The sequence below is a fragment of the Streptomyces sp. CA-210063 genome, from assembly GCF_024612015.1.
In the GTDB taxonomy this organism is placed as follows: Bacteria; Actinomycetota; Actinomycetes; order Streptomycetales; family Streptomycetaceae; genus Streptomyces.
In genome coordinates this window covers 1,902,042-1,916,369 of the sequence record NZ_CP102512.1, presented here as the reverse complement: position 1 = coordinate 1,916,369, position 14,328 = coordinate 1,902,042, and the positions used below count along the sequence as shown (strand labels likewise).

The window sequence follows — 14,328 nt, the reverse complement described above, 5'->3', positions numbered from 1 at the left end:
CGGCCGCGTCAACGGCACCTGTCCTGCTCGGCGGACCGCAGGAGACCGGTGCGGCCGGCCGATCCCGACCCACGCCCACCGGATGCCGCGCCGGGGGCGGACGCCCCGGCTGGTGTCCTCACCCCGGCCGCATCCGCCTCGCCGACGGGCGTGCCGGACGCTTCGACGGCCTGCCCGACGGCGGCATGTCGGCGTGAGTCATCGACTCCAGGCGATTGTGTTCCGGCCGATGTTGTCCATAAGCTTTCCACTTGGAAGGTATTGAAACGATTCAACACCTGCCGGGGAGGGACACCCCTGCTCCAGCGCGGAGCGCATACGAAAGGAATCTGAGCCGTGGCCGAGGAGAACAGAAGTGCGTTGAGCCGCCGACACATGCTCGGCATCATGACGACCGCGGCAGCCGGGGCCTCTCTCCCGCTCGCCGCCGCGCCCAACGCCGTGGCGGCGAGCGCGGCGGCATCGGGCGGGCACGGCTCCGTACCCGCGGATCTGCAGGTCAACTCGCGGGTCGCACCGCTGGGCACGGAGACCGCGCCGGCGTTCAGCTGGCTGCCCCCCGTGGCCAGGCAGACCGCGTACGAGATCCAGGTCGGCACCGGCCCCGGCAAGGCCGACGTCTGGCGCAGCGGCAGGGTGGCAGGCTCCCACAGCACTGAAGTCCCGTACGGGGGCGGCGCGTTGCGGCCGGAGCAGGCGTACTTCTGGCGGGTGCGGAGCTGGGACGAACAGGGCGCCCTCGGGCCCTGGAGCGAGCCCGCGACGTGGGAGACCGGCCTGCTGAGGGGCGAGAAGGACTGGTCGGGCGCGCGGTGGATCGGCGGCCGTGAGGCGCAGGACCACGACTGGAAGGACCTGGCCGCGACCGTCGTCTTCCGTGGCGGTTCGGACGCCGCCGGCGGGCTGTCCCTGCTGCTGCGCGCCGAGCCCATCGGCAAGACCTGGGGCGAGGGTCTCAACTGGACCATTCGGCAGAGCGGCGACGACATGCAGCTGGTCATGAAGACCAGCCACTACGCCGGCAACACCTGGGTGGACGACGGCACTTCCGAGCCCGACTGGGGCGTCAACCACTACGACCCGCAGAGTGAGACCAACCCCACCACCGCGGGCACCCGAAGCGTCCCGGTCGGCACGGTCACGCTTCCCGCCTCCACCGGGCTGACCAAGGACACCTGGGCCACCCGCGACCACACCGTGCAGGTGGCGGCCCATGGGCTCACCGTGACCACGACCGTCAACGGCGTCGAGGTCGACAGCCGTACGCTCACCGGCGATCAGATCCGCCGCCACGGCAGCTTCGGCTTCGGCGGCGGCACCTCCGCCACCGTCCGCAGTGTCAAGGTGACCGGCACCGGCGCCCGCGACTTCTCCGTCGACCTGACGACCGGCGCCAACCCGTTCGAGGCCGGTATCGGCACCCTCGCCGGCCTGACCTTCCCGCCCAAGAACCCGTACATCCCCGCCAAGAACGCCGTACTGCCCATCGCCAACCCGGCCCCGGTGCTGCGCCGCGCGTTCACCCTCCCCCGAGGCCGCCGCATCGCCAGGGCCCGCCTGCACCTGAGCGCCGCCGGCAACGTCACGTTCACCGTCAACGGCGATCCGATCACCGTCGACGGCAGGCGGGCGAACCGCGGGCGGACCAACGTGCCCCGGCTGCTCACCGACCAGAGCACCTACGACCGCACAGTCCTGTACGACACCTTCGACGTCACCCCGCTGCTGGCGGCCGGCCGGGAGAACGTGCTGGCCGCCGAACTCGGGCGCGGCTGGTACGGCGTGACCACCCCGCAGGAGTGGTACTGGCAGCTCGCCCCCTACGTCGGCCGGCCCCGGCTGCGCGCGAAGCTCGTCGTCACCCACACCGACGGCTCAACCACCACCCTCGTCACCGACCAGGACTGGGTCGGCGCGGACGGGCCCACCACCTTCGACTCCGTCTACTCGGGCGAGAAGTACGACGCCCGGCGCGCGGACCAGCTGGGGGAGTGGCGCTCGCCCGGCTACCGCACCGGCCGCGACTGGCGAGCGGCCACCGTCCTGATCCCGCCCGGCAGTTGCTCCGGCCCCTCGCCCAAGTACCACGGTGCGCTCCCCGCCACTACGATCCCCGACGGCTTCAAGCCCGCCGTCCTGCGCGCCCACGAGGCGGAGCCGGTGCTCGTCAGCCAGACGCTGCGCCCGGTCTCGATCACCGAGACCGCTCCCGGCTCGGGAATCTGGGTCCTGGACTACGGCCAGATCCTCACGGGCCTCGTCGGCCTGACGCTCACCGGCATACGCCCCGACAAGGAGGGCCTGACCCTGCGCCTGCGCGGTGGCAACCGCATCAGCGGCGGCGACGGCACGGCCGCCTCCCCGCTGTCGGTCGAGGAGGAGAACTTCCAGCACGACGCCAACCTCCAGACGCACTACTACACCCTCGGCAGGCGGCCGACACAGACCTGGGAACAGCAGTTCAGCCACTTCGGCTTCCGCTACCTGGAAGTGATGAACCTCGAGGCGGTTCTCGGGCGAGCTCCCGACCTGAAGCGCGACGCGGATCTGCTGACCGTCGGCGTCGCCCGCACCGGTTTCGCCCGCACCGGCACCTTCACCACGGACAACGCCCTGCTCAACCGCCTCCAGCGCAACCTGGAGTGGGCCGAGCAGAACAACCTGGTGCAGAAGCCCACCGACACCCCGTCCCGGGAGAAGAACGGCTGGACGGGCGACGCCATGGCCAGCTCCGAGTCCGAATCCCTCACCTGGGACGTCAACGCCGTCTTCACCAACTGGCTGCGTCACTTCCCCGACAACCAGATCTCCACCGGACAGCTGCCCATGGTCGTCCCCCTCGGCAAGGGCGGATTCGGCTACGACCACACCCCCGGCTGGAACGCCGCATGGAAGGCGGTGCCCGCCTGGGACTCGGCGTACTTCGTCATGCCGAGGGAGCTGTACACGTACTACGGCAACAGCAGCCTGTTCGCCGAGCTCTACGACCACCAGGACACGCTCCTGAAGTACTACGAGACCCTGTTCACACCCGAGAACGACTACAAGTTCGAAGCCTCCCTCGGCGCCTACTCCGGCGCGGAGAGCCCCGGCAGCAACGCCGTCATCAGCCTCGCCTTCTACATCCATTTCTGCGACTACATGGACGAGGTGGGACGCGCACTCGGCCGCACCGGCCGCGCCGCCCACTATGCGAAGTTGGCGCGAACTCTGCGCAAGGCGTTCATCGCGAACTATTGGGACGCGTCCAAGGGCTGCTTCATCCAGGGCAGCGTCTCCAGCGAGAACGCCATGGCCATCGCCTTCGACCTGGTGCCCGGTTCGGACCTGAAGCCGGACGACCCTCGCCACCTCGCGGGCACGAAGACGGTGGAGGAGAACAAGGAGGCCCTCGCGAAGCTGCTCGCCGACCGGATGGTCGCCGCGGACCAGCACATCCAGAACGACATGTACGGCTCGCGCTACGAGTTCAACATCCTCAGCGAGTACGGCTACACGGATGTGGCGTTGAAGGCCGTCACCCAGACCGGCCAGCCCGGCTACGTCCACCAGATCGCCAAGGGCGCCACCTCACTGTGGGAACAGTGGACCGACCGCCTCTCGGTCAACCACCACTACCGCTCCAACGTGGCCACCTGGTTCTACCAGAGCCTGGCCGGCATCAAGCCGACCTCGACCGCCTACGAGACGCTGCGCATCCGCCCGTACATCCCCGCGGCCGCGGTCAACAGCCGGGTCCCGAAGGACACGCAGGACACCGACCTGTCACCGGCGACCCTCGACCACGTCAGCGCCTCGATCGACACCGTGCGGGGCACGGTGTCCTCGGAGTGGCGCCGCCGCCCGGACGGCAGGATCGACCTCGCGGTCACCCTCCCGTACAACACCGACGCCGAGATCTGGGTCCCCACCCAGGACAAGCCCGTCACCGCGCCCCGGGGCGTCACCTTCGTCCGGGACGACACCTCGGGCGGCGCGGCCTACAAGGTCTACCGGGCCCGGGCGGGCCGGTACCGCTTCAACGCCGCGTGACCTGAGCGCGCGGACCACCGCACCGTCGCCTCGGCACGGTGCGGCAAGATGGCCCGGCGGCTGCCGCCGGGCTGGGCATCCCGGCTCCCGGAAGCCGGTCGCCGTCAGTCCTGGGGCTCGCCGTTCACCGGCGAGCCCTCGTCCTGTGCCGCTTCGGCGAGCGCGGAGATGATCTGGCTCAGCTGGTCCGCGTAGTGGTCGATGAACGCCGGTGAGGCGGGGTCCTGTCGGCCGAGTTCACGAGCGATCCACGGGATGGCCACCGGAGCGATCGAGGCGGCGAAGAAGACGAGAGCCACGGCCCCCACGTCGAGGTCACTGCGGAGTTCACCGCGCGCGGAGTTCCTCGACGTGCTTGAACAACTCGGTGGCCCGCTCGTCCTCGGCGGGCGGGCGCGTGCCGGGTTCTTCGCGCGTCAGTGTGTGTACCCACCGAGGGTCCTCATGTGCCCAGTGGACGTAGCGCCGTACGGCCTCCGCGAAGGTGTGGGTCTGGCTGACGCGCATGGACTCCTCGATCCACTGCTCGCTCAGCGCCTCGTACAGCCCGCGTTTGCCCCCGAAGTAGTAAGTGATCAGCTGATGGCTGACGCCGGCCGCCTCCGCGATCCGTACGACCCGGGCCCCGTCGAAACCATGGGTGCCGAACTCCGTCGCGGCGGCGGACAGGATGGCCCGCCGGGGTGCCCACCGGATCCCGCTGGCGGTCGGGATTCCTGGGGTGTCTGCGGCGCTGCTGCCGGCCCGACCGGTGATCCCGGCTTTCCCGACGTCGCTTCCTCCGCTGTCACAAGGCCGACCTTACCGGCGCTCTTGTCGGACAGGCCAACTACCTGCGGCGCTCCCGCGCTCGTAGCCAGGGTCCGCCCCGCTGGTGATCACCACTGTCTCGCCGCCCAGGTGCTTGCGGCAGGAGATGACGATCTGCTCGAAGGCGGCCACCGGGGACGGACAGGTCGGCGCCGCACCTGACGGGCTCGCCGACGCCGCCTGTTCTGTCGGGAGCTCTCAGCGGCGCGTGCTTCCGCCGTCCGCGACGACGATCTGCCCCGCGATGAACGCGGCGTCGTCGGAGGCGAGGAACGCCACGACGCCCGAGACGTCGGCCGGCATCTGCACACGCAGTGGGCGGGGCGGACGACACCACTGACGACCGCATCGCGCAGCAGGCTCGCGATTCCGTCGCGAAGATCGTTGCGTAGGCCTGTCTCCTGGTCGGCGATGCGGAGATGCCGAGCCTCGCCGCAGTCGCCGCAGTCGCCGCGGCCCCTGGGCGATGCTGACTCACATGTGCCTGTCGGCACGCCTGACCTCGCATCGCGCGACAACACGGCGGCCTTTCCCGCGCATTGAGGACGACGCTGCCGAGGCAGACGGACGAGCTACAGATCCTCACCTTCGACCCGGCGGCCCACGTCCCACCTCGTCCGGCGTCGGGCGGCGTCTCAGAACATCGCCTGGATGATCCCCACGGTGCGCGCCAGGTGCGGCTCGGAGCGGTCCGCGCGGTGGGCGACGGCCAGCTCCACGCGTGCGTCGGCCCCGGACAGCGGTCGATAGGCGACGCCGTCGAGCGCCAACGCTGTCACGGGCTCGGGCACGACGGCGACGCCGAGACCGCCGGCCACGAGCGTGACCAGGGTCGAGGTCTCGCCGACCTCGTGGCGGATGTGCGGCTCGACGCCGGCGTCGCGCAGGAGGCCCAGCACGACGTCGTACATCACCGACCTGCGGTCGGCGGAGTGCACGATCAGGTCGGCACCGGCCAGGTCCGCTGCCCGCAACCGTTTCCGGCGGGCGAGGGGGTGGTCGACCGGTACGGCGACGACGAGCCGGTCCCGGCGCAGCGTGTGCACGGTGAGGGAGAGGTCGGCTGCCACCGGGCGCAGGAGCGCGACGTCGATCGCGCCGGTGCGCAGCGCCTCGACCTGGTCGGGCGCGAGCATCTCGCCGCGGAAGGCGAAGTCGACGCCGGGAAGCTCCTCCGTGAGCCGCCGCGAGAGCGCGGGCAGCAGGCTGTACGTCGCCGAGCCCACGCACCCGATCGCGAGGTGACCCACCGAGCCGGCGGCGACCAGCCGTGCGTGGTGGGCGGCCTCGTCGACGTCGGCGAGGATTCCGCGCGCCCGCTCGAGGTAGGCCCGGCCGGCCTCGGTGAGGTCGACGCGGCGTGTGGTGCGGTGGAGCAGCTCGACGCCGAGCTCTGCCTCGAGCTGGCGGATCTGCGTGGAGAGCGGCGGCTGGGCCATGTGGAGCCGCTCGGCGGCGCGACCGAAGTGGCGCTCCTCGGCCACTGCCACGAAGTACCGCAGGTGGCGCAGATCCATATGCTGTCCGTATCAATTGGCTCGGATATGCGTACTTCAGAATATCGTGGCCCGGGATTAGCGTCGCTGCCATGAGCGCATTCCTGTACGCCGCGACGCGAACGCCGTTCGGCCGTTTCAACGGCGCGCTGGCCGGCGTCCGCCCCGACGACCTCGCCGCCGCCGCGATCATCTCGACGCTCGCCCGGGTGCCGGGCCTGGACCCTGCCGCGATCGACGACGTGGTGTGGGGCAACGCCAACGGCGCCGGTGAGGAGAACCGCAACGTCGGTCGCATGGCGGCGCTGCTCGCCGGGCTTCCGGTGAGCGTGCCCGGCACCACGGTCAACCGGCTGTGCGGTTCGAGCCTCGACGCGGCGATGACGGCCAGTCGCACGATCGAGTCCGGCGACGCCGAGGTGGTGCTGACCGGCGGTGTGGAGTCGATGACGCGTGCGCCGTGGGTGCTGCCCAAGTCGGCGAAACCGTTCCCGGTCGGCGATGTCACCGCGGTCTCGACCACGCTCGGCTGGCGGCTGGTCAACCCGCGGATGCCCAAGGAGTGGACCGTCAGCCTCGGCGAGGCCAACGAGCAGCTCCAGGAGCGCTTCGGGATCTCCCGCGAGCGACAGGACGAGTTCGCCGCCCGATCCCACCAACTCGCCCACGCAGCATGGGAGTCGGGCTTCTACGACGACCTGGTGGTGCCGGTCGAAGGTGTCGACCTGGCCCGCGACGAGGGCATCCGGGCCGGGTCCACGCCGGAGGTGCTGGCCGGGCTCAAGCCGGTGTTCCGTACGGCGGAGCAGGGCGGCACCATCACGGCGGGCAACGCCAGCCCGCTCAACGACGGTGCCTCCGCGGTGCTGTTGGGCAGCGAGAAGGCCGCGGCCACGATCGGGGCCGACCCGATCGCCCGTATCGCCGGCCGCGGTGTGATGGCGCTGGAGCCGCAGGCCTTCGGCTACGCCCCGGTCGAGGCCGCGGGCCGTGCGCTGGCCCGAGCCGGCATCGGCTGGGACCGGGTAGGCGCGGTCGAGCTCAACGAGGCCTTCGCCGTGCAGTCGCTGGCCTGCCTCGACGCGTGGAAGGTCGACCCCGCCATCGTCAACCAGAAGGGCGGCGCCATCGCGATCGGGCACCCGCTGGGCGCCTCGGGTGGCCGCGTCCTCGCCACGCTGGCCAAGGTGCTGCGCGAGACGAGGCAGCGTTACGGCGTCGCCGCGATCTGTATCGGGGTAGGCCAGGGGCTGGCCGTCGTCCTGGAGAACTGCGACGTCACGGAGACGGCCCAGTGAGCCGGGCGGAGATCGTCGAGAGCGCGGATGCGGCGGTCGCCGGTATCGAGGACGGCTCCACGGTTCTCGTCGGCGGCTTCGGGTTGGCCGGGATGCCGTTCGACCTGATCGACGCGCTCATCCGGCAGGGCGCGAAGGACCTCACGATCGTGTCCAACAACGCCGGCAACGGTGAGGTCGGGCTGGCCGCGCTGCTGGCCGCCGGCCGGGTGCGCAAGGTGCTCTGCTCCTTTCCGCGCCAGGCCGACTCCTGGGTCTTCGACGGCCTCTACCGCGCGGGGAAGATCGAGCTCGAGGTGGTGCCGCAGGGCAACCTCGCCGAGCGGATGCGCGCGGCCGGTGCCGGTATCGGCGCGTTCTACTGCCCGACCGCGGTCGGCACGCCGCTGGCCGAGGGCAAGGAGGTGCGGGAGATCGACGGCCGGAAGTACCTGCTGGAATACCCCATCAGGGGCGACTACGCGCTGATCGGCGCGCACGTCGCGGACGCGATGGGCAACCTCGTCTACCGCAAGACCGCCCGCAACTTCGGACCGGTCATGGCCACGGCCGCGACGACGACCATCGTCCAGGTCGACGAGGTCGTCGAGCCCGGAAAGCTCGACCCCGAGGCCGTCGTCACCCCGTCCATCTACGTCGACCGGGTCGTCCAGGTGGCGGCCCGCCACTACACCGTGCAGGGGGCCCGATGACCACCACATCAAGCGGTCAGGCGCACGCCGACCACCGGCTCTCGATGGATGACCTGGCCGCCGTCATCGCACGTGACATCCCGGCCGGCTCCTTCGTCAACCTCGGTATCGGGCAGCCCACCAAGATCGCCGACCATCTGCCCGCCGGCTCCGGGGTGGTACTGCACACCGAGAACGGCATGCTCAACATGGGCCCCAAGGCCGAGGGCGACGCCGTCGACCCCGATCTGACCAATGCCGGCAAGGTCCCGGTGACCGAACTGCCGGGGGCGGCGTACTTCCACCACGCCGACTCCTTCGCGATGATGCGCGGCGGGCACCTCGATGTCTGCGTCCTCGGGGCCTACCAGGTCGCCTTCGACGGCGACCTCGCCAACTGGACCACCGGCAAGCCCGACGACATCCCTGCCGTCGGCGGCGCGATGGACCTCGCCATCGGCGCCAAGGACGTCTACGTGATGATGACGCTCTTCACCCGCTCCGGTGAGTCGAAGCTCGTGCCGCAGTGCACCTACCCGCTCACCGGCGTCGGCTGCGTCAGCCGCGTCTACACCGACCACGGCGTCTTCGACGTCGGCCCCGACGGCGTGAAGATCCGGGAGACCTACGGCGTCAGCGCCCATGAGCTGGCGGAGCGACTCGGCATCACGCTGTCTTAGACCCTGCCCTTGTGTGATCGTTCTCCGCTTGCGGGACGGGAACCGGCCACAATCGCCACCACCGGTTCCCGCCCCCTCCGGCCGGTCAGGCGTTGTCGCTCTCCAAGCTGAGCACCCGCAGCTCCCTGATCAGCCCGTCCGCGTCGACGGTCACGCGCTCGATGCCGCCCTGGGACCCGAGCCGGCCATCGGTGGTGCGCCAGGCCGCTATGAAGCGGACCTCGATCGTTCCTTCGTCGAGCACCGTGGTGGTCCACACATGCTTGCTGTCGGCCATGTCCGAGTAGAAGCGTCGGTAGAACTCCGTGATGTCGGCCAGGCCGGTCACCGGAGGGAGTTCGCCGAACTGCACGGTGGCCTCCGGCGCGAACACCGCCTCAAGTTCCTTCAGGGCTTCGGGCTCGTGCACCGCACGGTCAACGAGCGTGATGTAGCGATCGACCACCGTCTCGGTCGTCTGAGTCATCGCATGTCCTCTTTCTCGTGAGCTGTCAGCCCATCAGGGCCTTGCCGAGCTTGGCGCCGACCGGGGTGGAGACGGCGCGGATCAAGGTGCTGCGGGCGATGCGGCCGAAGCGGTTGGCGGGCATGAAGAAGTGCCGCATGCGCAGCGCTTCCTTCTGGTAGCGGGTGACGAGACAGCACCGGCCGCGGACCAGATCTGCACGATCGACGCGGTGCTGACCGGGTTCATGATGGGGGGCCTCGCCGTCCCCCCGAGCGAGGAGTTCCCCCCGGACCACCGGGCGGACCTGCTCGGCCACACGATCAAAGCGGCTCTCGAAACCTCCGCCGGGCCGGACGAGGCCCCCCTCCGCGCAGCCGCCCAGGACGTTCTCGCCGCCCTGGCAGTCGCCCAGGCCACGCTCGCCGAGGCCCGCTCGCGCTCGGCGTCCCGCTGAGCGGCAAGGGTCCCGCCGGTCGGGCAGACCGGACGACGAGGGCACCGGGGCTGCGGCTCATCCCCGTGACGTACGGCGGTCCCGGCAACGGAGAGACGCTGAGGAGGCCTCCGGCGGCAGCGGCGCTGTGGCCGGGCCAGGGGCGGGCCGTGTCGCGGCACCGCGCGTTCTGAGCTTCCGCCGGGTGCGTCCCGGACCGGTGGCGGCAGGCCGTCCCCTGCCGCCACCGACCACCGACCACCGACCACCGACCACCGACCACCGACCACCGAGCACCGACCGCCGAGCACCGAGCACCGAGCACCGAGCACCGACCGCCGACCGCCGAGCACCGAGCACCGAGCACCGACCGCCGAGCACCGAGCACCGAGCACCGAGCACCGACCGCCGAGCACCGACCGCCGACCACCGAGCACCGAGCACCGAGCACCGAGCACCGGGTCCAGGGTTCTTCACCGCCGGGCCGGGCGCCCTTCCGCTCTTGGCGCATCCGGCCCGGCGACTGTCACTCGCTCAGGTGGGAGAGCTCGATGTCGTGGCTCTCCACACCCGAGCCGTGCACGGTCACGTTGTCGGCCTTCGGCGGATAGCCGGCCGCCATGACCGTGTACTCGCCGCCGTCCAGGTCGGTGAAGGCGTAGCCGCCGTCCTCGCCGGTGGTCGCGGTGGCCACCACGTTGCCGGCCGCGTCGATGAGCGTGACCCGCGCGTCGTTCAGCGACCGGCCCGCGGCTCGGACCGTGCCCTGCACCCGCAAGCCGGGGGACAGTTCGAGCTCGGTCCTGGTGACGCCCTGCGCGGCGATCTCGACGGGCAGCGCGACCGGCCGGTAGCCGGCCGCGGTCACCGCGAGGGTCAGCTCGCCGGGCACCAGTTCGGCGAAGCTGAAGGTGCCGTCCGTGTCGGTCTCCCCGGCGGCGAGCACGTCGCCCCGTACGTCGGCCGCGACCACCATGGCGCCGGCGACCGGCTTCCTGCGGTCGGCCGACCTGACCGTGCCGAGCAGGCCGCTGGTGCCGGAGAGCAGGATGTCGTACGAGACCGGCTCGTCGCCGACCACGACCGTGGACGCCTGTGGCTGATAGCCCTCGGCGGAGGCGATGAGCACGTAGCTTCCCGCGCCCGGCGCGTCCACGGTGTAGGAACCGTCCGGGTGGGCCACCACGCGGCCGACCTGCTGACCGCCCGGCGAGATCAGGGTGACGGCCGCCCGCGGCACGGGTGCCGACTCGGCACCGATGACGTGACCGCTGACCGGGAGGCCGCCGGAGGACGGGACCGCGGCAGCGGTCGGGCTCGGCCCCTTCGCGTCGTTCTCGCCGTGCCCGTCCTCCCGGCCCCGGAGGCCGAACGCCGCGAGGGCGGCGCCCACGAGGGCGAGGACGCCGGTGACCAGGACGGCGGTGTGGACGCCGTTCATGAAGGCGGTGTGGCTGCCCTCCACCACGGCCGCCCTGAGCTGTGCGGGCATCGCGTCGGAGACCGGGGCGACGCCCATCGCGACCGCGTCCTTCGCCTCCTCGAAGCGAGCGGCAGCCGAGTGGGGCACGCCGGCGTCGGTCAGTGAGTCGGTGAGTGTGGAACCGACGCGGCTGCTGATGAGCGAGACGAGCACCGAGGTGCCGAGCGCTCCGCCGACCTGGAGCGAGGTGGCCTGGAGGCCACCCGCGATGCCACCGTCCTGAACGGGCGCGTTGCCGACGATCGCGTCGGAGGACGCGGACATCACGATGCCGACGCCGAGACCGAGCGCGACGAACGGCGGCCACATGGTGGCGTACGACGAGTCGGCGCTCCACGCGAGCATCGTGAACGCGGCGCCGGCCTGGAGCACCATCCCGAGCGGCATGGTCAGGCGCGGGCCGAACTTCTCGGTGAGCTTCGCGCCGAGCGGCGAGGCCACCATGGAGGCGAGGCTGAGCGGCAGTGTGCGCACACCGGACTCGACGGGCGTGAAGCCGCGTACGTTCTGCAGGTACAGCATCACGAAGAAGATCGCGCCGAGCAGGACGAAGAAGTTCAGCGCGGTGACGAACGTACCGATGGTCAGGGCCGGGTTGCGGAACAGCCGCATGGGGAGGAGGGGGTGCGCTACGCGGGTCTCGTACCAGCCGAAGAGGACCAGGACGACGACACCGCCGACGATCGCGCCGAGCGTGCCGGCCGAAGTCCAGCCCCACGTCTCGCCCTTGACGACACCGAAGACGACGGCGAGCAGTCCGAGCGCGAGCAGCACGACGCCGGGCACGTCGAACTTCTCGCTCGCGGCCGCCTCGTTCCTGGACTGCGGCAGCACCACGAGACCGAAGACGAGGGCGATGACGCCGATGGGGGCGTTGATGTAGAAGACGGACTCCCAGTTGACGTGCTCGACGAGCAGTCCGCCGACGATCGGGCCGAGCGCGGTGGAGACGGACGAGATCATCGCCCAGATGCCGACCGCCATGCCGAACTTCTTCGGCGGGAACACGGCACGCAGCAGCGCGAGGGTGTTGGGCATGAGCAGCGCACCGAAGAGACCCTGCACGGCCCGGAAGGCGATGACGCCCTCGACCGAGCCGGCGAGGCCGATCGCGACGGACGCGACGGTGAATCCGACGACGCCGACGAGGTAGACGGTACGGCGCCCGAGGCGGTCGCCGAGCTTGCCGCCGAGGATGAGGGCGGCGGCGAGGGCGAGCAGGTAGGAGTTGGTGACCCACTGCAGTTCCGCGGTGGTGGCGTTCAGGTCGCGGGCGATCTCGGCGTTGGCGATCGAGACGACGGAGCCGTCGAGGCCGACCATGAACAGGCCGAGCCCGACGGCGAGCAACGTCAGCCAGGGGTTGGCGCGAAGACCGCGGGGAGGGGGGTCGGATACGGGAGTGGACGCTGTGGAGACAGCGGTGACAGACATGTGTGAGCTGTCCTCGGGACGTGAGGCGCGCGGCTGAGGCGCGTGGACATGTGCGGGGGAGCTGTGCATGCGAGCAGCACACCCGGCCCTGCCGCAGTAGCGGCAAGGGCGGTTGGGCGTACGGGGAGCCGGACCGACCGGTCAGGCGGAGTGGTCGCGCAGGCGCCGGGTGAGAGCCTCGAGGGCGCCGAGCGCCGAGCCGAGGGCATCGAGGTCGCCGTCGGTGAGCGTACGCAGCGCGGCCGCGAACTGCGCCGCCGCGATGGTCTCGACCTCGCCGATGCGCCGGCGCGCCTTGGCGGTGACGCACAGGTGCGCGACGCGCTTGTCGGTGTCGTCCTGACGCCGTTCCAGCAGGCCCGCGTCGGTGAGGCGGGTGACCAGGGCGCTGACGTTGTTCGGCATCATCCGCAGCGCGTCGGCCGCCTTGTGGACGGTCACGCCGTCGTGCTCGGCGACGTACTGGAGCAGGGCCAACTGCCGCTCGGGGAGTTTGGGATAGGGCAGTTGCCCGTCGATGCTCTGCTTGAGGTACCGGTTCAGCGTGGGCAGGCACGCCACGAGGCCTGCGGCCACCTGGTCGACGCCCTGGCTCAGGTGAGCCTCACTGATTCCGGTCATGGCGCCAAGTTACCTATGACAAGAAACCTATGTCAAAATACTTATTGAGGGCAGCGGCTGGACCCGCTCTCGACGGTTAGGGTCACTTCGTGGCGGACGAAGGCTCCGTCCCAGTGAAATTGATTGGCCTGGGGTGCACCGCGGCTGTGAAGCAGTCGACTGACGCATCCCCGATGTGCCCTGATGTGCCCTCGCGGTGGGTGATCCGGGCAAGGCAGGCCAGAGGCGTGTTCTGGGGGCACAGTGCGATTGAGAGTGGAGTTCACGACCGAGCCCTTCGACCTCGACGAGGCCCCGGCGCACGCGCTCGTGGCCCGCGAGGTCGTCGAGGCGGCCGACCTGGACGCGGTGGACGTCGGCCCGTTCGGCAACACGGCGGAGGGAGGCGCCGAGGCGGTACTCACCGCCGTGGACACCCTCCTGCGCAGGACCCTGGAGTCCGGCGCCACCCGGATCTCGCTCCAGGTCAATGTGATCGGGGAGGCCGGCCAGTGACCGGCACCGGCGACGAGCCCTTCGTCGCGGCCGTCAAACCGCTGGTCGACGCCATGGGCGGAGTCATGCTGCCGCCGGACGAGGCCGGCCCCGACGACGTCGTCCTCGCCTGGGAGGGCGCCGACGTCGTCGCCGTACGCCTGCCGCAGCTCGCCGAGTCGCTGGATCACATCCTGGCCGCGCTGGAGCGCAAGGTGGGCAAGCCGCTGGCCGACCTCGACCGCAAGGCCAAGCAGGAAGTCGTACGGATACTGGAGGCGCGCGGCGCCTTCTCCGTGCGCCACGGCGTGGAGACCGTCGCGAGCGCGCTCGGCGTCAGCCGCTTCACCGTCTACAACTACCTCAACCGCGAGAAAGAGGCCTGAGGGCTTCCGGGTGCCTGGCGCGGTCGCGATCCGTAACCGCGATTTTTCAACAAACTGTTGAC

General features: G+C 70.8%; 14 protein-coding genes and 1 pseudogene. 7 read left to right on the top strand and 8 right to left on the bottom strand.

All coding sequences use genetic code 11. From position 1 onward, the window contains the following. Positions 1-387 precede the first annotated feature (387 nt). A complete protein-coding gene (locus JIX56_RS08330; RefSeq protein WP_257538127.1) occupies positions 388-4,032 on the top strand; it encodes a glycoside hydrolase family 78 protein in 3,645 nt (1,214 codons plus the stop codon). A gap of 104 nt (positions 4,033-4,136) precedes the next feature. Here JIX56_RS08330 and JIX56_RS08325 read toward each other — a convergent pair whose 3' ends face one another. The 5 genes and pseudogenes from JIX56_RS08325 to JIX56_RS08305 form a co-directional block, all read right to left on the bottom strand. Beyond that, positions 4,137-4,331, bottom strand: a complete 195-nt coding sequence (locus JIX56_RS08325) for a hypothetical protein (RefSeq protein WP_257538126.1) — start codon at positions 4,329-4,331, stop codon at positions 4,137-4,139. A gap of 28 nt (positions 4,332-4,359) precedes the next feature. After that, the gene (locus JIX56_RS08320; protein ID WP_257538125.1) at positions 4,360-4,539 is read right to left on the bottom strand and encodes a hypothetical protein; all 180 of its coding nucleotides are present in this window, start codon (positions 4,537-4,539) and stop codon (positions 4,360-4,362) included. An 84-nt stretch (positions 4,540-4,623) separates the two neighbouring features. Beyond that, positions 4,624-4,701 (bottom strand): annotated as a pseudogene (locus JIX56_RS08315) (TetR/AcrR family transcriptional regulator); the annotation flags it as partial. A gap of 339 nt (positions 4,702-5,040) precedes the next feature. Next, a complete protein-coding gene (locus JIX56_RS08310) occupies positions 5,041-5,145 on the bottom strand; it encodes an SDR family oxidoreductase (protein ID WP_306819833.1) in 105 nt (34 codons plus the stop codon). A gap of 332 nt (positions 5,146-5,477) precedes the next feature. Further along, complete coding sequence (locus JIX56_RS08305; protein WP_257538124.1) at positions 5,478-6,359, bottom strand: LysR substrate-binding domain-containing protein; 882 nt, start codon at positions 6,357-6,359, stop codon at positions 5,478-5,480. A 71-nt stretch (positions 6,360-6,430) separates the two neighbouring features. Between JIX56_RS08305 and JIX56_RS08300 the strand changes: the two genes are divergently transcribed. Genes JIX56_RS08300 through JIX56_RS08290 form a run of 3 tightly spaced genes read left to right on the top strand, consistent with a single transcriptional unit; the run spans position 6,431 to position 8,987 of the window. Then, positions 6,431-7,636, top strand: coding sequence for a thiolase family protein (locus tag JIX56_RS08300; protein ID WP_257538123.1), 1,206 nt, complete (start codon positions 6,431-6,433; stop codon positions 7,634-7,636). Further along, entirely contained in the window at positions 7,633-8,328 is a 696-nt protein-coding gene (locus JIX56_RS08295; RefSeq protein WP_257538122.1) for a 3-oxoacid CoA-transferase subunit A, read from the top strand. Before JIX56_RS08300 ends, JIX56_RS08295 begins: the two co-directional genes overlap by 4 nt. Continuing rightward, complete coding sequence (locus tag JIX56_RS08290) at positions 8,325-8,987, top strand: 3-oxoacid CoA-transferase subunit B (RefSeq protein ID WP_257538121.1); 663 nt, start codon at positions 8,325-8,327, stop codon at positions 8,985-8,987. The genes JIX56_RS08295 and JIX56_RS08290 overlap by 4 nt, the downstream gene beginning before the upstream one ends. Before the next feature lie 85 nt (positions 8,988-9,072). On the opposite strand, the gene JIX56_RS08285 is transcribed toward JIX56_RS08290, so the two are convergent. Then, positions 9,073-9,453, bottom strand: a complete 381-nt coding sequence (locus JIX56_RS08285) for a nuclear transport factor 2 family protein (RefSeq protein ID WP_257538120.1) — start codon at positions 9,451-9,453, stop codon at positions 9,073-9,075. A 130-nt stretch (positions 9,454-9,583) separates the two neighbouring features. On the opposite strand from JIX56_RS08285, the gene JIX56_RS08280 reads away from it, so the two are divergent. Continuing rightward, positions 9,584-9,889 carry a hypothetical protein gene (locus JIX56_RS08280; RefSeq protein ID WP_257538119.1) on the top strand — a complete coding sequence of 102 codons (306 nt, stop codon included), beginning with the start codon at positions 9,584-9,586 and terminating at the stop codon, positions 9,887-9,889. Between the two features lie 505 nt (positions 9,890-10,394). Here JIX56_RS08280 and JIX56_RS08270 read toward each other — a convergent pair. Together JIX56_RS08270 and JIX56_RS08265 are read right to left on the bottom strand one after the other, a co-directional pair. Next, positions 10,395-12,785, bottom strand: a complete 2,391-nt coding sequence (locus tag JIX56_RS08270; protein WP_443031793.1) for an MFS transporter — start codon at positions 12,783-12,785, stop codon at positions 10,395-10,397. A 141-nt stretch (positions 12,786-12,926) separates the two neighbouring features. Next, positions 12,927-13,406 (bottom strand): MarR family winged helix-turn-helix transcriptional regulator, encoded by a 480-nt coding sequence (locus JIX56_RS08265; RefSeq protein ID WP_257538118.1) that lies wholly within the window; start codon positions 13,404-13,406, stop codon positions 12,927-12,929. Between the two features lie 243 nt (positions 13,407-13,649). Here JIX56_RS08265 and JIX56_RS08260 point away from each other — a divergent pair, with 243 nt between their 5' ends. Continuing rightward, entirely contained in the window at positions 13,650-13,901 is a 252-nt protein-coding gene (locus JIX56_RS08260) for a hypothetical protein (protein ID WP_257538117.1), read from the top strand. After that, positions 13,898-14,266: a helix-turn-helix domain-containing protein gene (locus JIX56_RS08255; protein ID WP_257538116.1), complete on the top strand. Its 369-nt coding sequence runs from the start codon at positions 13,898-13,900 to the stop codon at positions 14,264-14,266. The genes JIX56_RS08260 and JIX56_RS08255 overlap by 4 nt, the downstream gene beginning before the upstream one ends. The last annotated feature ends 62 nt before the right edge of the window (positions 14,267-14,328 follow it).